The sequence below is a fragment of the Actinoplanes sp. KI2 genome (assembly GCF_025630775.1).
Lineage (GTDB): Bacteria > Actinomycetota > Actinomycetes > Mycobacteriales > Micromonosporaceae > Actinoplanes.
Window position 1 is genome coordinate 146,157 of record NZ_JAOSZE010000023.1, and the last position, 21,091, is coordinate 167,247.

Sequence of the window (21,091 nt, forward strand, 5' to 3'; positions counted from 1 at the left end):
GGCCCGGGCACCCCTCTTCACCCAGAGGTCTTGTACGAGGCGCGGTCGTAGTCGGCGAACCCGCCCTCGGCGCCCAGATCCTGCACCCACAGCCCGACGAACGCGCCGGTGAAGCCCCACGCCTCGGGCTCGCCGGCGACAACCGTGGCCGCGTACTCGTCGGAGAGCGTGGTCGCGTCGAAGGACGGGCCGATCGGCGTCCAGACCGGGTCGGTCCGGTCGGGCTCCGTCGCGTACGCGAAGGAAAGCTCCTCCCCGTCCAGCCGCACCCGCAGTCCCAGCCGGCGCAGGCCGGTCACCTCGACGCGGGCGTCGGGCACCACCCGCACCGTGCCGCTGTCGCAGGCGAGCAGCCCGAGCACGGGCGTGCCGTCGTCCTCGGCAGTCACGTTCAAGTAGTACCAGTTCTTCGTGTTGTAGTACGCGGTTATTCCGGCGAGTTGCCGGTAGTTGCGGGGCACGAACTCCAGCACCGAGTCGAACTCGCAGGAGCGGGCCACCACCCGGCGCGCCACGAGGCTGGGCCGGTGCCGGGTCATCGGCGACTGCCCGCCGGTGACCCGCAGGAACCCGGGCCGGGCGGTCAGCGACACCCAGTCCGCGGTGGCCGGCCGGCGCAGCGTCGACCAGTTCACCCCCAGCGTGCCGGCGTCGAAGTCGTCGGTCTCGTGCTCCTCGGAGGAGACCGGTCGCTCGGCCGGGACGGTCACGCCGAGCGGGGCCGGCACGGTGTCGGCCGGGATGCCGCCCTCGATCCGCGGCCAGCCGTCCTCGGTCCAGGTCACCTCCTGGATGGCCGACTCGCGGCCGAGCACGCAGCGGCCGAGCGGCGAGTACGGCCGGCCGACCAGGTGCGCGAGGTACCACTGCCCGGCCGGGGTCTCGACCAGGCTGCCGTGGCCCGCCTTCTGCAGCGTGAGGTGCGGGTGGCCGTTCGAGGTGAGCAGCGGGCCGTCGGGGTCGGCCTGGTACGGGCCGAGGACGTCCCGGGAGCGGGCGACCGTGACCTGGTGCTCCCAGCTGGTGCCGCCCTCGGCGGTGACCAGGTAGTACCAGCCGTCCTTGCGGTACAGGTTGGGCGCCTCGGTCACCTGTGCGTCGGTGCCCTTGAAGATCATGTGCTCGTCGCCGACCAGCTTTTTCATCGTACGGTCGTACCGCTGGACGGAGATGCCGGCGAACCGGTTGTGGCCCGGCCGGGCGTCGGCGACCATCGACAGCATCCAGGTCGAGCCGTCGTCGTCGTGGAACAGCGAGGCGTCGAAGCCGCGCCCGTGCAGCACCACCGGGTCGGACCACGGCCCGCTCGGCGACGGGGCGGTCACCAGGTAGTTCTGCGGGTCCCAGTACCCGCCGGCGAACGTCGAGACGTCGGTGTAGAGCAGGTGGAACTCGCCGTGCGCGTAGCTGAGGCTGGGCGCCCAGACGCCGCCGGAGTCGGCGACGCCGGTCAGGTCGAGCACCCGCCGCTCGGTCAGCGCGCCGCCCAGCGGCGTCCAGTCGACCAGGTTCGTCGAGTGGTGCAGGCGTACGCCCGGGTACCACTCGAACGTCGACGTGGCGATGTAGTAGTCCGAGCCCACCCGCAGGATCGACGGGTCGGGGTGGAAGCCGGCAAGCACCGGGTTCTGGATCGCGCGGCCGATGACGGTCGCGGTCGTGGCCTCGGTGCTGCTGGTCATGTGCGTACCCCTAAAGTCCCGGACCGTAAGTTCCGTGACTCTATCGCAAGTTGCGGACCTCCGGTGCGCTGATTTCGGCGGGGCGCCGGCGCATCTCGTCGACCACCATCCGGGCCAGGGCCGGGAACAGATCGGTCGAGCGGCGCAGCAGCCACCTGTTGCCCTGGGTGGCCATCCACCAGACCCGCTGGGCGGCGGTCGGCTCCGGGTTGGTCGCCTCCAGGCCGGGCAGCGCCGGCACCGGATGCCCGGCGTCCCGCATGGCGAGAGCGAAGCGGTGCGCGAGCAGGCGGTGGCCGCGTTCACTGGGATGCAGCCGGTCCACGCTCCAGTGCGTGCGCTGGTACGCCGACCCGGCCAGGTCCACGTGGATCGTCCGGTAGTCCACCGCGATCCGGTCGAGAACCTCGTTGAGCGCCTCCATCCGCCGCCCGAGCGGCCGGGCGATCGCGCCGGGCAGCCCGAACATCCGCCCGGGGTCGGGCAGCCGGGCGGTCATCACCGTCGCGCCGCCCGCGGTCAGCCGCTCCACCGTGTCGGTGAGCCGGTAGCCGAGGGCGGCCGGGTCGAAGTCGCCGCGCAGCGTGTCGTTCATGCCGACCAGCACCGACGCGTGGGTCGGCCGCAGGTCGAGAGCCACCGGCAGTTGCCGGTCGGCCACATCGCCGATCCGCGCCCCACTGACCGCCAGATTGTGCAACTCGCATCCGAGCGTCTCGGCCAGGAGGACGGCCCAGCCCCGCCACCCGCCACCGGGCATGGGGTCCCCGTATCCGCTGGTGACCGAGTCGCCCAGTGCCGCGAACCTGATCATCACCATGACTTCCACTGTGGCGGGATCGGTGATGCATCAGGTCACGCAGTCGTGACCGGCCAGCGAATTTCAGCGGTCTCAAGCTCGATAACCGTCGAAGAGTTCGCCGCCGGCGTCCGCGAGCACCTGCCTCGCCAGCGGTGCCGGGTCGTCGCGGGCCGCCAGCCACCGCTCGGCCAGGCCGGGGTCGAACTCCCGCAGCTCGCGCAGCAGCCACTTGCCGCCGCTGACCCAGCGCCCGGCGGACGACAGCGCCGCCCGCGCCGTCTCGGTCCACAGCGCGGCCGCGATCACCTCGCGCTCGCCCGGGTCGGTGACGTGCGTGTAGTCGTCGAGCACGTCGGTCAGGCAGTACCGGAGCCGGTCGCGCTCGGCCACGGTCAGCGGCGGCGGCCCGTCCGCGAGCACCCGGGCGCAGCGGGCCGGCAGGTCGCCCGGGTCGCCGAGCAGCGTGACGCCGCGCGCGAGCATCCGGTGCGTGGTGGGCTTCCGCCGGGCCAGCTCGCTCGCCAGGAACTCGGCCAGCCGGTCCGGGGTGTGCACGAACAGCTCCACCGGCCATCCGCGGTGGTGCAGGCACTCCCGATGTCCCGGGCCGTCCGGCAGCAGCACGACGATGTCCAGGTCCGAGCCGGCGGTCCGGAGCGGTCCGAGCACGCTGCCGGTCAGCATCGCCCAGGTGGCCTGCGGGAACCGGACGGCGACGAGCTCAGCGGCGGTGCTCAGCGGGTCCGTGGTCATGGGCGACGACCGGCTCGACGCTGATCCGGACGGTGAGCACGCGTGCCCGTACGCCCTCGTCGGACTGGTCGGTGACCAGCGTGAGCGTCGCCTGCCGGTCGGAACCGGCCGGGGTGTGCCGGCCGACCAGCAGGTGACCCTCCTCCTGGGTCACCAGGGCCTCGCGCAGCGGCCCGCACAGCGGCTCCCACGCCTCGGCCGGCATCGTGCCCGGCTCCGTCAGCTCCAGCATCGCCAGCCCGGTGCCGACACCGGCCGGCCACCAGTCGAAGCCGTACAGCCAGCCGAACCGGGTCGGCCGCACCGGGGCGAGCTCGCCGTCCGGCCGGCCGATGGTGCCCACGCGGCCGGGATCGTCGGCGCACAGCGCCTCGATCAGCTCGGCCCACTCGTCGTCCCAGTTGGTCATGGGTTCCTCCCAGTGTGGTCGGCAAGGATGTCGAGCAAGTCGTTCGGGCGGCGGTCGCCCGTGACCAACCGCGGCGTGCGCGGTGTCGTGGCCCGGCAGTGTCGCAGCGGTCGGCTTCGGCCGGCCTCTCGCAGCGCCGCGATCGCCTTTGGCCCCGCGGGCGTGCGCGGTGCCCTGCTTCGGCGGCGCCGCGCTCGCTTGTGGCGTCGCGACTGTCCACTCCCGCGCAGGTCGTCCCGGGCGGGAGCACGGCCTCCGGCCCGCGGCGCGGCCACCGCCGGATCGGCCGGCGGCACGGCGCCGCGCACCGGATCGCCCGGCTCGCTGCTCCGCCCGACGGTGTGCATGGCACACGCTAACGCGGCAGCTCAGCCCCGGTCGATGTCGGAAATCTGCCTTTCCACCGGGCGGGTTGCCGTCACAACCACGGGCCGAGACGGGGCACGAGCCCCGCGCCGGCGCCGGTGACATCGGTGGTCTCCCGGCCGGAGAGGTACGCCGCGAGCCCGGCCACCGTCCCGTGCACCTCGTTGGCCGGCTCGCCGGGGACCGTCCACCGCCGATCCTGATCGGTCGCCACCAGCACGAGGCCCGCACCGTCCCGCTTGGCGGCGATGTCGTCGATCAGCGAGGCCAGGAAGTCGGCGGGCAGGTCGGCGAACCCGACGCCGGCCCCGAGGTCGGCCGCGTGCACCATCACCTCGCGCGACCGCATCCAGGGAATCTCCTCCCCGGTGACCTCCCGCCCCTGCCGGGTGCGGATCGCCTGCCCCCACTGCGACTCGGTGAGCCCCGCGAGCGACGCGTCGAGCGCGACGGCGGTCTCCACCACCCGGTCGCGCAACTCGGCGGCCGGCAGCTTGGCGTCCCGCTCGATGTCGTCGTCCCGCTGCTCGGGGGAGGAGTACATCGGAGTCTCCACCCCGGTGCGCGCCCACGTCGCCAGGTTCATCAGCGCCTCGGCGTTGAGCGACACGTGCGCGACCAGGTGTTTCCTGCTCCAGCCGGGAAGCGTGCACGGGTCGCTCAGCTGGACGTCGGGCACCGCTTGCAATGCGCCCAGCAGCAGGGTCGTGCCTTCGGCCATCCATCGCAGACTGTCCGCCCGGCTTCGAGTCATGCCACCACCCCAACACACAATCCCGCCCCGAGCCAGCCTCCACCCGGCCGTGTGACCGCCCTGGCGCGTCGCGTCGACCGCTCGTGTGCCGGCTCGCCTGAGGGCTCACCGGGAGCGGGGCGCCGATCGGTGGTCTTGCGACCCCTCGCGCGAGCGGCGCGCTACGGCCTCTAGTCGCAACGCCGTTTAGTTAGGGCGAGGTGTCTGGTGTCAAGGGTCGGGGTTGATGATGTCGATGCTGGCGGTGGCTTGGTAGCTGCGTCGGTCGGTGTTGGGGCCGCGGGCTTGGTATTTGGAGTTCGAGCGTTTGATCATGCGGGATTTGATTCGGATCCGGCGGTCGGGCAGCAGGTGGGCCAGGACGTGGGCGCCGATGACTCCGACCAGATCGATGACGGTGTCGGCGATGACGCCGGCGGCGTGCACGATCTGGTCGCGGGCGGTGTTGAGGGCGGTGGTGAAGCTGGCCCGGTCGGGGTCGAGGCCGGGCTGGCTGTCGGTGGCGTCGACCATCGCGGTGCGCAGTAGTTGGTAGACGGCGAGCAGGGCGTAGACCTCTTGCCGGACGCCTGCGGGAGTGCGGGCGCGTAGCACCCGGCCGCCCAGGATCGAGGATTTGAGTTCGAGGTAGGCGGTTTCGATCGCCCAGCGCTGGTGGTAGAGCCGGACGAGTTCCGCGGCGGGGTGGGTGTGTGGGTCGAGCAGAGTGGTCAGCAGCCGGTAGCTGCCGGTGTGGGTGCCTGCAGTGGTGGTGATGCTGATCTGCGCGTCGATGACCCGGATCGGCCGCCGGCCGATGATCGAGAAGAAGGATCCGTCGTGGTGAGGGCGCAGGACCGGGAGTTTGCGGCCGTTCTTGCAACGGATCAGCAGATGGGCGCCGGTCGCGGCGAGGGCGGCGATCAGGTCGGCGGCGGCATAGTTACGGTCGGCCAGCAGCAGCATCCCGGGCCGCAGGCTGCGGGCGAGGTGACGGGCTTGGTCGAGTTCCCCGGTGCTGACCGGGTCGAACACGGCGTCGAGCACCGATCGGGTGCCACAGGACAGCAGTGCACTCAACCGCAGCTGGGGGTAGCCGGAACCACCGTGGTTACCTCGCTGCTTGGCGTAGCGGCCGGTGTTGGCCGGCGAGTCCGCGACCGTCAGCAGCGTTCCGTCGATCACCGACAGCAACAGGCCACGCCAGCGGACCTGCGTGGCGTTCGTGGCGGCCGGGCCACGCAGGAGATCGAACAGCGCCTGTAACGGCTGGGGGCCGAGTCGTTGCCGGGCCTGGCGTAATGCGCTCCCGCTGGGTGACACGAGCGGCAGGCCGGACAACCCACTGGTCAGTTTGCGCCACACCTGCTGGTATCCCAACTCGGCGAACAGGCAGCCGGCCAGCAGCAGATAGATGACGACCCGGGCCGGTAGCAGCCGGACCCGCGACTCGGTTCGCCTGGTCGTAGCCAGGACATCATCGACCATCTCGAACGGCACCAGACGGGTCAGCTCGCCCAGATGACCAGGCGCGAACACCCCTGCTGCTACCCGTACCGCCCGGGTTATGGCAATCTGATCAGCCAGCGGAGCTCCAGGTGTCAGGGAAGTCTTAGAGTGACCACCCTCTATACCGGAGCTCCGCTGCTTTACGTTTCAGACACGCCTTGACGATCCACACGACCGCCTAACTGAACGGCGTTGCCTCTAGTCGCAGGTGGTCGCGGGGAGAGGCGGGGGCGGACGCGGCCGGCGGGGGAGGCGCTGCCTCGTACTCGGGAAGGGGTTTGGGCTTGGTTTGGCGCAGGTGTGCCGCGGGGAGCAAGCTGATCGGGGAACGCCGTTGGGAAGGAACAGCATGCGGGGAACTGTTATTCACGGGACGCGGGACGTGCGCTTCGAGGAGCGGGCCGATCCGGAGATCGAGTCGCCGACCGATGCGGTCATCCGGGTGGTGGCGGCCTGTGTCTGCGGGTCGGATCTGTGGCCCTATCGGGGGATCAACGAGATCGGTGCGCCCACGCCGATCGGGCACGAGTACGTCGGGGTGGTCGAGCGGGTCGGTGGGGCGGTCGCGACGATCGAACCCGGTCAGTTTGTGATCGGGTCGTTCGTCGCGTCGGACAACACGTGTCCGCACTGTCTCGCGGGCTATCAGACCAGCTGTTCGCATCGGGAGCCGGTGGTCGGCGCGCAGGCCGAGATGCTGCGGGTGCCGCTGGCCGACGGGACGCTGGTGGCCACGCCCGGGCAGCCGTCGCCGGACATGATTCCCAGTCTGCTCACCCTGTCGGACGTGATGGGGACGGGCTGGTTCGCGGCCGTTGCCGCTCAGGTCCGACCGGGGATGACCGTACTGGTGGTCGGGGACGGCGCGGTCGGGCTGCACGGGGTGTTGTCGGCGCGGCAGATGGGCGCGGCGCGGATCATCGCGATGAGCCGGCACGAGAAGCGGCAGCAGCTGGCGATCGAGTACGGCGCGACGGACATCGTCACCGAGCGGGGCGACGAGGGCGTGGCGCGCGTCCGGGAGCTGACCGACGGCGTGGGGGCGGACGCGGTGCTCGAATGTGTCGGGACCGGCGAGTCGATGCAGCAGGCGATCAGATCGGCGCGCCCCGGGGCGCATGTGGGGTTCGTGGGCGTGCCGCACGGCGTGACGATCGAGGGTACGCAGCTGTTCCGGACGCACGTCGCGGTGCACGGCGGGCCGGCGCCGGTGCGGCAGTACCTGCCCGAGCTGATCGATCTGGTGTGGAAGGGCGAGATCAACCCGGGCCGGGTGTTCGATCTGACCCTGCCGTTGGAGCAGGTGGCGGAGGGGTACCGGGCGATGGACGAGCGGCGCGCGATCAAGACGTTGCTGCTGCCCTGACCGCAGCGAGTTGTCCGCCGGGCGCCGGTGGCCCGGCGGACAACCTCGGCTGAGCGGACGGCCCGGCGGCGCCGCTAGAGGACCCGGTCGAGCTTGCGTACCGCGGTGGTGGCGATCAGGTTCAGTTCGCGCTGATCGTTGCGCGGGGTGTTGAGCAGCAGGATCGTCACCGTGACGCTGCCGCGGGCCACCGAGATCAGCTTGCCCTGGACGGTCGTGTTCAGGCCGGCCGGGCGCACCGTGAAGGCCAGCGCCGCGCTCGCGTCACCCAGTCGCGGTACGCGCAGCGCGGTGAGATGCAGGTTGGCGCTGAGATGCAGGTTGCCCGCGATCGCGGAGCCGCGGACGTTGTGCACGTTCCGGCACAGGCGCGGGGCGGTGGCGATGGCGGCGACGATCGCGCGGGCCGCGCTGGGGCCGGTCTCGGAGAGCGTCTCGAACATCATCGGGCCGGGGACGCGGATGAAGCTGGTCGTGGCGAGGTTCACGTGGCTCTGCGGGATCTTGTGATCGCAGATGTTCGTATCGCTGGCGACGTTGGAGACGAGCCTCGTCGAGCTGCTCGCGTGGGGGAGGTAACCCTTGGGGAGGTCGGCCGCGGTGAGCAGCGCGTTCTGAAGTTGGATCGGGCCGGGCTGCCCGGCGGCGGCGTTGGCGGCGGGCGCCGCGATCGGCGTGGTGAGGCCGATGCCGAGCACCAGCGCGGTGGCGGCTCGGAGCGCTTTGTACCGAAATCTCAGCATTCTTGGACGGTAGCGCCGGGAGTGGACCGACGGCGGGAGTTCGACGATGCACGGCACGCATGGGTGATCCGGGTCCGGTCAAGACGGACGGCCCGGACCTGTCGCGTAGGTCCGGGCCGTCCGCTGCCGCCCCCCTCCGGAGAAGTCGGCGACGGCACCCCACGCGGGGGGTCGGCGCGTGGGATGCCGTCGGCCAGGTGAGAGTGGGGTTGGCGTGTTCCGCCGGGGACGTGCGCCGCCATGGCCTCCCTTCGGTCTCTAGAGCGGGTGTCAGGCACGGTGGAGCCCCCGGCGGACATCATCGGGTGATGCTCGTGCGGGTCGTGCTGGTCTAGCGGGTGGTCGCGAAGTGGTCCGCGATGCGGCGCAGCGCCGTCACGGTTTCGCGGTCGCGGGCCTCGTCGTCCTGGGTGGGCCACGCGCTGGTCTTGACGATGACCACGTCGGCCGAGTGGTCGACGAAGAGGTATTGGCCGTGCACGCCGAGACCGGTGAACGAGTCGAAGCAGGACGGGCCGAGCGTCCACCACTGGTTGCTGTAGCCGTAGTGCGGGTAGCCGCTCGGGCCGAGCGCGCCGACCGCCAGCTGGGGCTGGTCGCAGCCGCGGCTGCGGCGTACCCAGTCGCGGGGGACGACCTGGCGGCCGGCCACGACGCCGTCGTTGACCATCAGCATGCCGACCCGGGCCAGGTCGCGGGCGGTGGCGTTGAGCGAGCCGCCGCCGATGGCCGAGCGCGGGCGGGCCCGGGTGAGCCAGTAGTACGCGTCGCGGTCGGCGCCCAGGTGGCGCCACAACCGGTCGGAGCAGTACTGCGCCAGCGAGGTGCCGGCGGCGGCCTCGAGCACCCAGCCGAGGACCTGCGTGTCGAAGGTGGAGTAGTTGAAGTGATCTCCCATCGGGGCCGTGCGGGGCGCGCCGCGAACCACGGCGGCCACGTCACCGCCGCCCATGATGGCCTGCTCGAAGCGCTTGATGCCGGCGTCCGGCACGTCCCACACCTCGAGGTCGCCGACGCCGCTGGTCATGTTGAGCAGATTGGCGACCGTGACGTCCTCGTACGCGGTCCCCTTGAAGTCGGGGCGGAAGTCGGCGACCCGGTCGTAGAGCCCGTCGATCGTTCCCTCGTGCAGGGCGATCCCGACGAGCAGTGACGTGATCGACTTGGAGACCGAGAACAACTGCATCCGGGTACGCGGTCCCGCGAACACGCCGGGGTAGTACTCGTGCACGATCCGGCCGTTGTGGACCACGACGAAGGCCGTCGTGTTGGTCCGCTTGTGGAGCTCGGCGAGGCTCCGGTCATGCCCCTCGAACCGATAGGTCAGGTCGAGGTGGTGCGGGTCGTAGTGCAGGGGCCGGTGCACCTCGCCGCGGGCCACCCGCTCGGTCGGCATCAGCCAGTTCATGTGAGTGAAGGTCCACTCGTTGAACGGCCGCCGCATGATGAGGTCGCCCTGCCGGTCCCACCAGGAGGGTTGCTTGGCCGCGCGGGGGGCTGCGGGCCTCTCCGTGGTACTGGTCATCGGTTACTCCCCGTGCTCGGTCGACTGCGTAGCGCTTTCAAACAGTTCACGAAGCGCGGGGCCTTTTGGTTCATCGGCGGGCACCAGGTAGCTGCTCATGATCCCGAGGATGGCCATTCCGGCGACGTTCTCCCCCGAGCCCTCCCCGAGCAGGTCGGACCCGGGGTCGCCGAGCTGCCGAACGGCGAAGCCCTCGACGATCGCGGCCAGGATGTCGGTGAACTGTTCGAGGGTGATGCCCTCGCGTAACCGGTAACCGCGGGCGGCGATCGTCTGCTCGTACACCTTCGACCAGGGTTCGAGGGCGCCGGCATAGTTGCTGGCGATCGTGTCGTGGATGCGGTCGTTGCGGTCGGCGGTGGCGCACACGATCAGCTGGAGCCGGAACAGCGGCATCCGGCAGATGGCCATCACCTCGTGCAGGATGGAGCGGTCGACGGCGTCGACGAAGCTCTCGTCGGACGCCAGCCAGTCGCCACGGGTCTCCAGTTCGGCACCGTACTGGGGGTCGTAGTTCATGGCGTGGAACAGGAACGCGAGCAGGTCGTTCAGGTAGTCGTCGTGGCTGGCCCAGGTCGAACGGTACGGCCCGGTGCCGCGCTGACGCAGGAACGGCGGCTCGAGGCCCGCCACCTCGCGGGACAGGGCCCGCTCCGACAAGAAGCTCAGACCCGACCAGTACTCCTTGCAGCCGTCGGCCCGGGCGGTGACCACAGTGGGGGCGCCGAGGTTGCGCTCGACAAGATTCGCCCCGGCCTTCAGGTACGAGGCGACCTTCAACGAGTTCACCAGGGCGGCGCGGGTCGACTCCCGCACACCCTTCACCCGGGTGACGATGCCGGAAAAGTCCTGGCTGTAGGGGTAAGGCAGGTCTTTCTTGCCGTACGTCATAACCTGATTCTGAACCGAATCCCGGCTTCTTCAAGTGCGCAGATGCGTAGTACTCGGAGGCTACACCTCGTCAATGTTGATAAAGCTCGTTAACCATTAGTAGTCGTATGGTTGCACTATGAAGTTTCCGCAGGTCGGTGGCCTGCGTTTACGCCTGTGAATAGCGCTCCCATTTGCGTAACCCGTCCGGCGACTCCGAAGATCACTATTGTCTACATCCGACAGTCTCGCCTCGGGAGGGTCGATGCGGATCGCCGCGTTCAACGTGGAGAACCTGTTCAACCGCGCGCGAGCGCTCGATCAGCGGACCTGGTCGGCGGGACGGCCGGTGCTCGAGGCGTACGAGCGGATCTGCACGCTTCTGGAAGAGCCGGTCTACGACGAGCTCACCCAGCGGGAGATCCTGCGCGAGCTCGCCCGGCTCGGGCTGCGCAACGGGGACACCGCGAGGTTCGCGCGGCTGCGGCAGAACCGGGGACGGCTGCTGCGCCGATCGCGGGACGGCGTGGTGCGGGTGGTCGCGGCCGGCCGGGCGTCCTGGATCGGCTGGGTGGAGCTGACCACCGACCGCTGTGACGAACTGGCCCTCGACCACACGGCGCGGGTGCTGCGCGATGTGCGCGCGGACATCGTCGGCGTGATCGAGGCGGAGAGCCGGTTCGCGCTCAAGCGGTTCGCCGACGCGGGCGTCGTCGAAGACGGGCGGCCACGGTATCCGCACGTCATGGTGGTGGACGGCAACGACGAGCGGGGGATCGACGTGGGCGTGCTGTCCGCGGCCGGATTCCCCCTGGTCGGACAGCGCAGCCACGTCGACGACGTGGACCACGTGGGACGGGTCTTCAGCCGGGACTGCGCCGAGTACCACTTCCGGTCGCCGGGCGGCGTGCGGGTCGCGGTGCTGGTCAATCACTTCAAGAGCAAGGGGTACGGCGGAAAGGTCGCGTCGGACGCGATCCGTCGCCGGCAGGCCGTGCGGGTCGCGGAGATCTACCGTGGACTGCTCGCCGAGGGGATCGCGCACGTGGCGGTGGTCGGTGACCTGAACGACACGCCGGAGAGCGATCCGCTGGCGCCGCTGCTCGGCGGGACCGATCTGCGGGACATCTCGGCGCATCCGGGGTTCGAGGACGGCGGGCGGCCGGGGACGTACGGCTATTGCACGGCCCGGAACAAGCTGGACTACGTGCTGCTGTCGCCGGCACTGTTCGGGGCCGCGCGCGGCGGCGGGATCTTCCGGCGCGGGGTGTGGGGCGGCCGGCGGGGCACGTTGTGGCCGATCTACTCGACGATGACGGCCGCGGTGCACGCCGGGTCGGACCATGCGGCGATCTACGCCGACATCGACCTCGATTGAGCCCGGTGCGCCGGCTGGCGGTCCCGATCGGCCGGGTGCGCCGGCCGGCGGTCCCGATCGGCCGGGTGCCGTGCCCGGCGGTCCCGATCGGCCGGGTGCCCGGGCCCGGCGGTCCCGATCGGCCGGGTGCCCCGCTCGGGCGGCCCGAGCAGGGCAAGGTCCGGTCTGGTCAGGGGCGGCGGTAGGAGCGGATCGAGGGGAGGGCGTGGCCGGTGAAGTCGAACTGGGTGAGGTTGTCGTTGGAGGCCTCGGCGCCGGGCTCCCAGCCGACGCCCGGGATCCATTCCGGCTCCCAGACCATGAAGCCGAGGCCGCGGCCGTCCGGTACGCGGGCGAGGACGTCGCGCACGGCCTCGTAGAAGGCGGCCTGGCCGGCCGGCGTGACCGGGAAGCGGTCCACATCGGGGAGGTAGGCGCCCGGGCCGACGATGTTGCCGCGCCCGTCGCCGTCCTCGAACGTCCATGGGTAGGACACCTCGGCGAGCAGTACCGGCTTGTCGTAGCGGCTCACCGAGTCGACCAGGTTGGCCTCGAGGTCGGCGATCGAGCCGTGCCACATCGGGTAGTACGACTGGCCGATGATGTCGAACGGCACTCCGTGAGCGCTCACGTTGTCGAAGAACCATCGGGTGTCGCCCATCAGGCCGCCCTTGTCGATGTGCAGCATCGTGCGCGGGCGGTGACCGGCGCAGCCTTCGAGCGCGCCCTCGGTGCCGGCCTTGAGCAGGTCGGTGAACGCCTCCCACTGCTGGGTGCCGTCCGGCAGGTAGAGCCGGCCGGCCGGCCACAGGATGCCGTTGGTGACCTCGTTGCCGATCTGGATGATGTCGACCGGGGTGCCCTGGGCGGCGAAATCGCGTACCAGGGAACGGGTGTAGGTCTTGATCTTGACTGTGAGGTCGGCGAGATCGGTGGGCCAGCTCGCGGGCGGGTACTGCTTGCCGGGGTCGGCCCAGAAGTCGGAGTAGTGCGGGTCGAGCAGGATCTTCATGCCGGCCCGCTTGGCCCGCTTCGCCAGGGCGAGCGCGCGGGCCTTGTCGCTGTAGCCGGCCGGCGGGTCGACCCAGACCCGCATGCGCATGTAGGTGGCGCCCTGGTGGGCGAGGATCTGCTCGGCGGGACGGACGCGGCCGGCTAGGTCGGTGTATCTGACCCCGGCCTCTTCCAGTTGGGGCAGGAAGGACAGGTCGGCGCCGCGGACGCTGAGCGCGGTGGACGGTCGCGCGGCCGCGTTGGACGGTGCCGGCGTTGCGGTTGCTGCGGCGCCGGCGTCAGCTGCGGCGCTTGCCCTGGCTGCGGCGTCTGCGTTGGCTGCGGTGTCTGCGGTGGACGGTGCGGCCGCGCGGGCCGCGGTGGGTACGAGGGCGGACAGGGCTATTCCGCCGGCCCCGGCAAGGAAACCGCGGCGGCTGAGAGCGGAAGACATCGATGACCTCCAGTCCGACGAGACTGTGAGCGCTCACGGTCTTACGGCGTTCTGTGAATGTCAAGGGCGCCGTCCCCGCCGGCGGGTATCGTGCAGGCGTTCCACGCGAGGAAGGACAGGCGACGATGCCGGACGAAGCGCCCGCACACCCCAAGTCGCGCGGCGCCGCCCGCCGAGCCCAGCGTCGCGGACCCACCATGGAGGACGTCGCGACCATCGCCGGGGTCTCCCGCGGCACGGTCTCCCGCGTGCTGAACGGGGCACACCACGTGAGCGCGGCGTCGCAGCAGGCGGTTCGGGAGGCGATGCGGCAGACCGGGTACGTGCTGAACGTCAACGCTCGCAGCCTGGTCACGAAGCGGTCGGGGGCGGTCGCGTTCGTGCTGTCCGAGCCGCCGGACCGGTTGTTCGAGGACCCGGTGCTGGGCGGGCTGTTGCGGCACTGCACGCAGTTGCTGGGCGGGCGCGGGCGGAGCCTGATGCTGATGCTCGCGGGCACGCCCGAGGAGCGCGACCGGGTGCTGGTCTTCGCGCGGGGCGGCCACGTCGACGGTGTGCTGCTGGTGTCCATGCACGACGGTGATCCGCTGGCGGCGGCCCTGGCCGCCACCGATGTGCCGGTCGTCGTGTGCGGGCGGGCGCCGGCCGGCGGTCCGCCGTTGCCGTACGTCGGCGCGGACGACCGGGGCGGGGCCCGGCTGATGACGCAGTACCTGCTCGGCCGGGGTGCCCGGCGACCGGCCATGGTGGCCGGGCCCGGGGACACGGCCGGCGGGGTGGAGCGGCTGGCCGGCTTCAAGGACGTGCTCGGCCGGCGGGCGAACCGGCGGGCCATCGTGTCGGCGGCGGCGTACAGCATCGAGGCCGGCCGGGAGGCGATGAGCCGGCTGCTGCGTACGTGCCCGGACCTGGACGCGGTGTTCGTGGCGTCGGACCTGCTCGCGGTGGGTGCGCTGCAGGCACTGGCCGCGGCGGGCCGGCGGGTGCCCGAGGACGTGCTGGTCGGCGGTTTCGACGACTCCACGATCGCGGCGGCCACCACGCCGCCGCTGACCACCGTCCGGCAGCCGTTGTCGCAGGTGGCGGAGGAGTTGGTCGAGGTGCTGCTGGAGTTGATCGGCGGGCGGACGGCGTCGTCCCGGGTGCTGCCCACGACCCTGGTCCGGCGCGAGTCGGCCTGAGTCGGCCTGAGTCGGCCTGAGTCGGCGTGAGTCGGCGTGACCGGTCGTCGCCGTGAGCGCTCACGGGCGGTCTCGGGTGGGTGGTGTCCGCTCCGTGAGCGCTCACGGCGGGAGCGAGGGTGCGTGGCGAATCTCCGTGAGCGCTCACGGCGTCGGTGTGCTGGGTTCGGTGAGCGCTTGCCGCGGTCGGTGTGCTGTTCTCGGTGAGCGCTTACGGCGGTTGGTGCGCTGGGGCTCGGTGAGCGCTTACGAACGCGGGATCCCTCCGTGCGGGCTCTCAGCGCAAGCTTTTCCGGGTGAGCTCTCTCCACGCGGACTTGATCCGGTTGGCCTCGGCCGCCGCGGGCTGCGGCGGTCGTGGTTCGGCGGAGCCGCGGCCAGGCGTACCGGCCGCCGCCCGCGGCCTCCAACAGCCGGCCGGGGTGAACAGCCGGCCGGGGCGAACAGCCGGCCGGGGCGAACAGCCGGCCGGGGTGAACAGCCGGCCGGGGTGAACAGCCGGCCGGGGCGAACAGCCGCCCGGGGCGAACGCCGGCCGGGCCGAACAGCTCGCCGGGTCGGCCCGTGGCCTCCAGTAGCCGGCCGGGCCGGCTCGTGGCCGGCGAGCGAGCCCACCCGTACCCCGGCCGGGCCGCCGAACCGCTCAGCTCTGCGCCGCGGTGAGGGCCAGGAACCTGTGCGGCTGGAACAGCTGGTTCCAGGCCGCCGCGGCGGTCGCGCCTCCCCGGCGGACGTCGAGGAATGCCCGCTGCCCCGGGCCGATGTTCACGATCAGCTCCGGGCTGGAGCACCAGTCGATCTTCACCTTGATCCGGTGCTCGCCGGGCGGGAGCGGGATGTCGACGGTCTTGCCGGTGCGGATGCCGGCGACCTTCACGCCGTTGACGTAGATCTTGTAGCTGCGGGCGGCGTAGGTGATCTCCACGGGCCGCGTGAGGGTGATGACCGCAGGGGACATGGCTGTGCCTCTTCGTCGGTGCCGCGGCCGCGGGGGTGCTGGCCGGCGGCACAGTATGCACGAGAGATGATCTTCAAAGCAGCCGTGGTCCGGTCCGTGGGTCACGGTTTCGCGCCAGAAAGGGGGACGCGGCCCACCCCCGGGACCGTGTTCGCTTCATCCTGTCCCGTGACGGGTTCGCTGAGGTAGGAGCAAAGATGAAATCGGTGAAGGTGTGGATTCGCGCGGTGGCCGGGACGACCGCCCTCGCGGTCACACTGGGCGGGACATCCGGGTGCGGCGGGTCGGGGACGCCGTCGTCGAGCCCGAAGGCCACGGCGACCAGCGCGTCCGCGCCGGCCGACGCGGGCGCGTCCGCGGAGGCGGGGGCGGGCGCGGCCCCGGTGAAGTCGGCGACGGCGACCGCCACGCCGGTGCTGCCCGACGGCCGGAGCGCCGTCTACCTCACCGGCCTGGACGTCGCCGGGAAGACCACCACGTTCGATCTGATCGAGTTCCTGACCGGGGCCGCGGCCAAGGCCGAGTGGAAGAAGGAGCACCCCGACCAGCCCGACGGCCCGGACAACGACTACATGATCGTCAACAACAACAAGAAGCTGCGGACCCTGCCGGTCGACCCGGCGACCAAGTGCGTCGTGCTGGCCACGCTGGGCGGCACCGACACCAAGACGATCACCTTCGCCGCCCTGCCGGCCTTCCTGAAGAAGCGCAACGAGGGCTTCACCATCACCCCGCCGCAGATCTCGATGCTGCCGTTCTGGCTCACCGTAAAGAACGGCAAGGTGACCCACTTCGAGGAGCAGTTCCTGCCCTGACCCCGGACGCCGCGAAAGCCCTGCCGACCTGGTCGGCAGGGCTTTTTTGGGACCTTCAGATGAGCCAGCGGTGCTTCTGCACCAGCGGGATGCGCAGCCAGAGGCGCCCGAGTCCCCAGGTGTGCCCGGCGTAGGTGAGGGCCAGGACGATCGCGCCGAGCGCGTAGATCACGTGGTAGTCGACGATCGGGTTGGACGAGCCCTTGGCGAGCGGCCACTCGGCCAGCCACATCAGCGCCATCATCGCGGTGCCGGCCACGGCGGCGATCCGCAGCCCGATCCCCAGCATCAGGGCCAGGCCGATGCCGAGCATGCCGAGCATGAACGCCCAGTCCGCGAACGGGGTGCCGGCGATGTTGTGGAAGAACGACTGGAACGGGCCGGTGTCGACGCTGGCCAGGAAGCCCTTGGTCGGCGACCCGCCGTTGATCCAGGCCTTCGCGGAGGGCGTCGCGTACCCGAAACCGAAGGTCTTGTCGAGAAACGCCCAGAGGAAGACAAATCCGAGGGCGACCCGCAGCACGGCCAGGGTCCGAGCGGCGGCGTGGGTGAGCATTGATCCGGGGGCCTCGACCTGTTCGAGGTGGGCCGCGTGGCTCCGACCGGTGATCGTCATGGCGTCCTCCTTGATCTCTCTCTTACGCCTCTGACTCTGCTCCGGTCCCTTCCCCGGCACCCGGGCCATTGATCCTGTCCGGCCCGGGACCAAAGTCCCGAACCACTTCGGTGAGCTCACGCCGCGGAGTCGGCCGGCCCGGCGTGCCGTACCCCAGACGTACCGCGATCTGCGGAAACCCGGTCCGGCCGAGCGAGCGCCGCAGCTGGTCGCGGGCGGCGGGTACCTCGATCGGCTGGCTGATCATGGAGGTGTCCAGGCCGCTCGCGACCGCCGTGAGCAGCACCTTCTGCAGCGCCTGCCCGGCCACCGTGTGGTCCATCGGGAGGTTGCCGGGCGATCCCAGGATGCCGATCAACGGCTCCGGCTCGTAGTCGCGCCCGTTCGCCCGTGGCCGGTCGTTGAACAGCCGCTGGGGCAGCAGGTCGTACGGCTCGGCGAGCGGTGCGCCGGCGCTGACCGGCACCTCGCCGCGCAACGAGGCGAGGGCCGCCTGGTACGTGGTGTCGCGCCGCAGCACCCGGTCGGCGCTCTGCGCGATCTCGGCGAACCCGTTCACCGCCGTCGTGCCGACCAGCAGGTCGAGCCAGCCGTCCTCGTCGCGGGCCGCGGCGATCAGCCGGACGCGCACCGGGGCCGGCACCGGGTCGGGCCAGAACGGGCCGCGGTGCGAGTGCCGGCGCGGGATCGCGTCGTGCAGTTCCTGCTCGGCGTACGTGGGCGGCCGGGGGTCTGCCGGGGTGAGCCGGGCGAGCACGCCCGGGGCGGGGTGCAGCGCGACCGACGCCGGATGCCCGGCCGCCGCGAGGGCCAGCCGGGCGTTGTAGGTGGCCGCGCCGCACGCGATCCGGGTGGCCCAGCCGTCGTGGTCGACGACGGGCAGGACGCGCGACGGGTCGGCGAGCACCTCGATCGCGGCGTCGTGCAGCCGGAACAGCCACGGCTGGCTGTTGTGCAGCGACGGGGCGCGGACACCGGCGGCGGCCGCCAGGTGAAGGTCTTTTTCCGAGTATCCGGTCACGGCTGTTCGACGACGGTGATCACGTCGCGGGGATCGCGGCGCGGGGTCGACGGCGGGGGCGCCGAGTCCGGCAGATAGCCGAGGCGGACCACCACGTACGGCTCGCCGATCCCCGAGATCATCCCGCGTACCAGCGTGCGGGGCCATTCGACCTCGATCGTGTCGCTGATCATCGAGGTGGACAGGCCGTCGGCGGTGGCCCGCAGCAGCAGCGCGGAGAGCGCCTCGCCGCCGCGCAGCAGCTCGACCGGGGTGTCCGACCGGCCGAACAGGATGACGTACGCCGTGCCCTGGTCGTGCGCGGCCCCGGCGGCCTGCGCCTGCTCGCCGGACGGGTCGAAGTCGCGGATCGGCACCCGGCGCAGCTCCTGCCGGACGCCGGTCTCGGGCGGCACCCCGTCGCCGGCGAAGTCCGGCCGACTCGTCCAGCGGGCCAGTTCGGCCTGGTAGGCGGGGTCGTCCCGCTCGGCATTGCCGGCCTGTTCGGCGCTGATCGCCAGCTCGACGATCTGGTCCGGGCGTACCACGTGAAGGAAGGCACCCTCGGCCTCGACCAGCCGGCGCAGGGTGGTCAGCTCCTCCTCGGCCACCGGTCGCTCGCCGAACGCCCGCCGGTCGCTGTGCCGCGCCCGGATCGCCGCCGCGAGGTCGGTCGAGGCGGGCTCCGCCTGGCCGGTGACGTGGATGGTGGCGAGGTGGTGTTCCGAGACGTCCCGCGAGACGGAGACCTCGACCCCGGCGGCGGCGAGCGCGACCCGCGCGTGGTGCAGCGCGGTGCCGCAGCTGAGCAGCAGCAGCCGGCCCTCCTTGTCGACCACCTCGAGCTGACGGCTCGGATCCGCGTACAGCTCCATGGTGTCCCCGGTGATCCGCCACGACCACGGCTGGGTGTTGAAGACCGATGGTGCGTGCTGGGCTGCCCGGGCCGCGTCTTCGAGCGCTGTCATGAAACCCACGATTGCGTACGCGTCGAACACGCGCCTAGGGCCGAAGGTCCCTTCCCCCTACCCGGTGACGGGCGCGCGCCAGGTCACCACGGTCCCCGACCCGCCCGGCCCGGCGGTGATCTCGAAGGCCCCGCCCAGGTCGTTGGCGCGCTCCCTCATGTTCACGATGCCGCCGCGCGCCCCGGCCGGGTCCGCGCCGACCCCGTCGTCCTCGACCCGCAGTACGACCTCCTGCCCGGCGGCCCACACCGTCACCCGCACCTGGGACGCCCGGGCGTGCCGGGCGACGTTCGAGAGCGCCTCGCGCAGCACCGCCATCAGCTCGGGCACGATGTCGTCCGGGATCGCGCTGTCGACCGGCCCGATCGTCTCCAGCACCGGCCGGAACCCCAGCGTGCCGGCGGCCGCGTCGACCGTCTCGTGCAGCTCGGCGCGCAGGGACGGCCCCACCGGCGCACGCAGTTCGAAGATCGACCGGCGGATGTCGCGGATGGTGGCGTCGAGGTCGTCCACGGCCGTGTTGATCCGGGTCACCGCCTCGGGGCGGGCCGCGTGCGGCACCGCGCCCTGCAGCTGCATGCCGGTGGCGAACAGCCGCTGGATCACCACGTCGTGCAGGTCCCGGGCGATCCGCTCGCGGTCCTCCAGCACCGCGAACTGCTCGCGCTGCTCCTGCGCCCGGGACCGGTCGAGGGCGATCGCCGCCTGCCCGGCGAAGGTGGACAGCAGCACCGCCTCCTCGTCGTCGGCGACCCGGCCGGCCGGCTGGGTGACGATCAGCATGCCGCGCAGCGTCTCCGCCGCGGTGAGCGGCGCGGCCAGCGCCGGCCCGTCGGGCACCTGTGCCGGCCAGTCGGTCACCGCGGCCAGGCTCTCCACCACGCGGTATTTCTCCTGGCCGAGGTCGGTCTCGGCGTCCGCGGGCACCTGCCGGCCGACCAGCCCGTCGGCGCCCTCGGCCACCTCGATCGTGTAACAGCCGGCGTCGGAGTCGTAGAGCAGCACCATGACCAGCTCGGACCCGGCCACCTCGCGGGCCCGGCGGGCGATCAGCCGCAGCGCCTCGGTGCGGTGCACGTTGCCGAGCAGCACGCCGGTGATCTCGGCGGTGGCGGCGAGCCAGCGCTCCCGGCGCTGGGCCAGCTCGTAGAGGCGGGCGTTGTCGATCGCCACGCCGGCCGCGGCGGCGAGGGCCACCACGATCTCCTCGTCGTCCTGGCTGAACTCGCTGGCGCCCTGCTTCTCGGCCAGGTACAGGTTGCCGAAGACCTGGTCCCGGATGCGCACCGGGACGCCCAGGAAGGAGTGCATCGGCGGGTGGTGCGGCGGGAATCCGTACGAGTTGGGATGCTTTCTGATGTCCGGCAGCCGGACCGGGCGCGGGTCGGTGATCAGCAGGCCCAGCACGCCGCGGCCGTGCGGCAGGTCGCCGATCTCGGCGTGCGTCGCGGCGTCGATGCCGTGCGTGATGAAGTCGATCAGCTCGGTGCGGTCGGCGCCGATCACGCCGAGCGCACCGTACCTGGCGCCGGCCAGGGCGCAGGCGGCCTCGACGATGCGTTGCAGGGTGCTGCGCAGGTCGAGGTCGGCGCCGATGCCGACCACCGCGTCGAGCAGCGCCCGCAGCCGCTCCCGGCTGGCCATCACGTCGCCGACCCGGTCGAGCATCTCCTGCAGCAGCTCGTCCAGCCGCACCCGAGACAGCGGGCCGAGCCCCAGGGACGGCGGTTCCGGGCGCTCCGACATGGGTTCAGGCTATCCGTCCGGGCGATCTCGTACACCGTCCGGTCCGGGTGAGAAAGACACGGGACCTTGGACACTTGGCGGGCCCGGCTCGGCAGGGTATCAAGGTGCGATGATCCGCGTGTTTCTTCTCGACGACCACGAGGTGGTCCGCCGTGGCCTGGTCGATCTGCTGCAGGCCGACGGCGACATCGAGGTGGTCGGCGAGTCGGGCCTGGCGCAGGAGGCGGCCCGCCGCATCCCCGCGC

The 21,091-nt window shown here is 71.6% G+C and carries 19 protein-coding genes and 1 pseudogene; 5 read left to right on the forward strand and 15 right to left on the reverse strand.

The window, feature by feature from the left end:
- Window positions 1–17 precede the first annotated feature (17 nt).
- From ODJ79_RS24715 to ODJ79_RS24740, 6 genes are all read right to left on the reverse strand, one after another.
- Window positions 18–1,682, reverse strand: coding sequence for a glycoside hydrolase family 43 protein (locus ODJ79_RS24715; RefSeq protein ID WP_263025937.1), 1,665 nt, complete (start codon window positions 1,680–1,682; stop codon window positions 18–20).
- A gap of 40 nt (window positions 1,683–1,722) precedes the next feature.
- Window positions 1,723–2,502 carry an SGNH/GDSL hydrolase family protein gene (locus tag ODJ79_RS24720; RefSeq protein WP_263025938.1) on the reverse strand — a complete coding sequence of 260 codons (780 nt, stop codon included), beginning with the start codon at window positions 2,500–2,502 and terminating at the stop codon, window positions 1,723–1,725.
- 72 nt (window positions 2,503–2,574) lie between these two features.
- Window positions 2,575–3,237, reverse strand: coding sequence for a nucleotidyltransferase domain-containing protein (locus ODJ79_RS24725; RefSeq protein ID WP_263025939.1), 663 nt, complete (start codon window positions 3,235–3,237; stop codon window positions 2,575–2,577).
- A complete protein-coding gene (locus ODJ79_RS24730) occupies window positions 3,206–3,646 on the reverse strand; it encodes a hypothetical protein (protein WP_263025940.1) in 441 nt (146 codons plus the stop codon). The genes ODJ79_RS24725 and ODJ79_RS24730 overlap by 32 nt, the downstream gene beginning before the upstream one ends.
- 418 nt (window positions 3,647–4,064) lie before the next feature.
- A complete protein-coding gene (locus tag ODJ79_RS24735) occupies window positions 4,065–4,733 on the reverse strand; it encodes a maleylpyruvate isomerase family mycothiol-dependent enzyme (protein ID WP_263025941.1) in 669 nt (222 codons plus the stop codon).
- Between the two features lie 243 nt (window positions 4,734–4,976).
- A complete protein-coding gene (locus tag ODJ79_RS24740) occupies window positions 4,977–6,284 on the reverse strand; it encodes an IS4 family transposase (RefSeq protein WP_263025942.1) in 1,308 nt (435 codons plus the stop codon).
- Window positions 6,285–6,603: 319 nt separating this feature from the next.
- Between ODJ79_RS24740 and ODJ79_RS24745 the strand changes: the two genes are divergently transcribed.
- On the forward strand, window positions 6,604–7,620 hold the full coding sequence (locus tag ODJ79_RS24745; protein WP_263025943.1) for a zinc-dependent alcohol dehydrogenase family protein: 1,017 nt from the start codon (window positions 6,604–6,606) through the stop codon (window positions 7,618–7,620).
- A 74-nt stretch (window positions 7,621–7,694) separates the two neighbouring features.
- On the opposite strand, the gene ODJ79_RS24750 is transcribed toward ODJ79_RS24745, so the two are convergent.
- The 3 genes from ODJ79_RS24750 to ODJ79_RS24760 all read right to left on the reverse strand — a co-directional run bounded on the left by ODJ79_RS24750 (window position 7,695) and on the right by ODJ79_RS24760 (window position 10,779).
- Complete coding sequence (locus ODJ79_RS24750; protein WP_263025944.1) at window positions 7,695–8,363, reverse strand: hypothetical protein; 669 nt, start codon at window positions 8,361–8,363, stop codon at window positions 7,695–7,697.
- A 331-nt stretch (window positions 8,364–8,694) separates the two neighbouring features.
- Window positions 8,695–9,888, reverse strand: a complete 1,194-nt coding sequence (locus ODJ79_RS24755; protein WP_263025945.1) for a serine hydrolase domain-containing protein — start codon at window positions 9,886–9,888, stop codon at window positions 8,695–8,697.
- 3 nt (window positions 9,889–9,891) lie between these two features.
- Window positions 9,892–10,779, reverse strand: a complete 888-nt coding sequence (locus tag ODJ79_RS24760; protein ID WP_263025946.1) for a hypothetical protein — start codon at window positions 10,777–10,779, stop codon at window positions 9,892–9,894.
- Window positions 10,780–11,023: 244 nt separating this feature from the next.
- Between ODJ79_RS24760 and ODJ79_RS24765 the strand changes: the two genes are divergently transcribed.
- Window positions 11,024–12,136 (forward strand): endonuclease/exonuclease/phosphatase family protein, encoded by a 1,113-nt coding sequence (locus tag ODJ79_RS24765; protein ID WP_263025947.1) that lies wholly within the window; start codon window positions 11,024–11,026, stop codon window positions 12,134–12,136.
- 169 nt (window positions 12,137–12,305) lie between these two features.
- On the opposite strand, the gene ODJ79_RS24770 is transcribed toward ODJ79_RS24765, so the two are convergent.
- Window positions 12,306–13,562: an arabinogalactan endo-beta-1,4-galactanase gene (locus ODJ79_RS24770; protein ID WP_263025948.1), complete on the reverse strand. Its 1,257-nt coding sequence runs from the start codon at window positions 13,560–13,562 to the stop codon at window positions 12,306–12,308.
- Window positions 13,563–13,687: 125 nt separating this feature from the next.
- Here ODJ79_RS24770 and ODJ79_RS24775 point away from each other — a divergent pair, with 125 nt between their 5' ends.
- Window positions 13,688–14,743: a LacI family DNA-binding transcriptional regulator gene (locus tag ODJ79_RS24775; protein WP_263025949.1), complete on the forward strand. Its 1,056-nt coding sequence runs from the start codon at window positions 13,688–13,690 to the stop codon at window positions 14,741–14,743.
- A gap of 643 nt (window positions 14,744–15,386) precedes the next feature.
- Here ODJ79_RS24775 and ODJ79_RS24780 read toward each other — a convergent pair.
- A complete protein-coding gene (locus tag ODJ79_RS24780) occupies window positions 15,387–15,701 on the reverse strand; it encodes a hypothetical protein (RefSeq protein ID WP_263025950.1) in 315 nt (104 codons plus the stop codon).
- A 197-nt stretch (window positions 15,702–15,898) separates the two neighbouring features.
- Between ODJ79_RS24780 and ODJ79_RS24785 the strand changes: the two genes are divergently transcribed.
- Window positions 15,899–16,516 (forward strand): hypothetical protein, encoded by a 618-nt coding sequence (locus tag ODJ79_RS24785; protein ID WP_263025951.1) that lies wholly within the window; start codon window positions 15,899–15,901, stop codon window positions 16,514–16,516.
- 55 nt (window positions 16,517–16,571) lie between these two features.
- Here the strand turns inward: ODJ79_RS24785 and ODJ79_RS24790 are convergent, their stop codons facing one another.
- From ODJ79_RS24790 to ODJ79_RS24805, 4 genes are read right to left on the reverse strand one after another with little or no spacing between them, the layout of a single operon-like run.
- Complete coding sequence (locus ODJ79_RS24790; protein WP_263025952.1) at window positions 16,572–17,132, reverse strand: DoxX family membrane protein; 561 nt, start codon at window positions 17,130–17,132, stop codon at window positions 16,572–16,574.
- Between the two features lie 22 nt (window positions 17,133–17,154).
- Window positions 17,155–18,153, reverse strand: coding sequence for an Acg family FMN-binding oxidoreductase (locus ODJ79_RS24795; RefSeq protein ID WP_263025953.1), 999 nt, complete (start codon window positions 18,151–18,153; stop codon window positions 17,155–17,157).
- Window positions 18,150–19,100, reverse strand: coding sequence for an Acg family FMN-binding oxidoreductase (locus ODJ79_RS24800; protein WP_263025954.1), 951 nt, complete (start codon window positions 19,098–19,100; stop codon window positions 18,150–18,152). Before ODJ79_RS24800 ends, ODJ79_RS24795 begins: the two co-directional genes overlap by 4 nt.
- A gap of 57 nt (window positions 19,101–19,157) precedes the next feature.
- The gene (locus tag ODJ79_RS24805) at window positions 19,158–20,846 is read right to left on the reverse strand and encodes a GAF domain-containing sensor histidine kinase (RefSeq protein WP_263025955.1); all 1,689 of its coding nucleotides are present in this window, start codon (window positions 20,844–20,846) and stop codon (window positions 19,158–19,160) included.
- A gap of 109 nt (window positions 20,847–20,955) precedes the next feature.
- Between ODJ79_RS24805 and ODJ79_RS24810 the strand changes: the two are divergent.
- Window positions 20,956–21,091, forward strand: a pseudogene (locus ODJ79_RS24810) (DNA-binding response regulator); the annotation flags it as partial.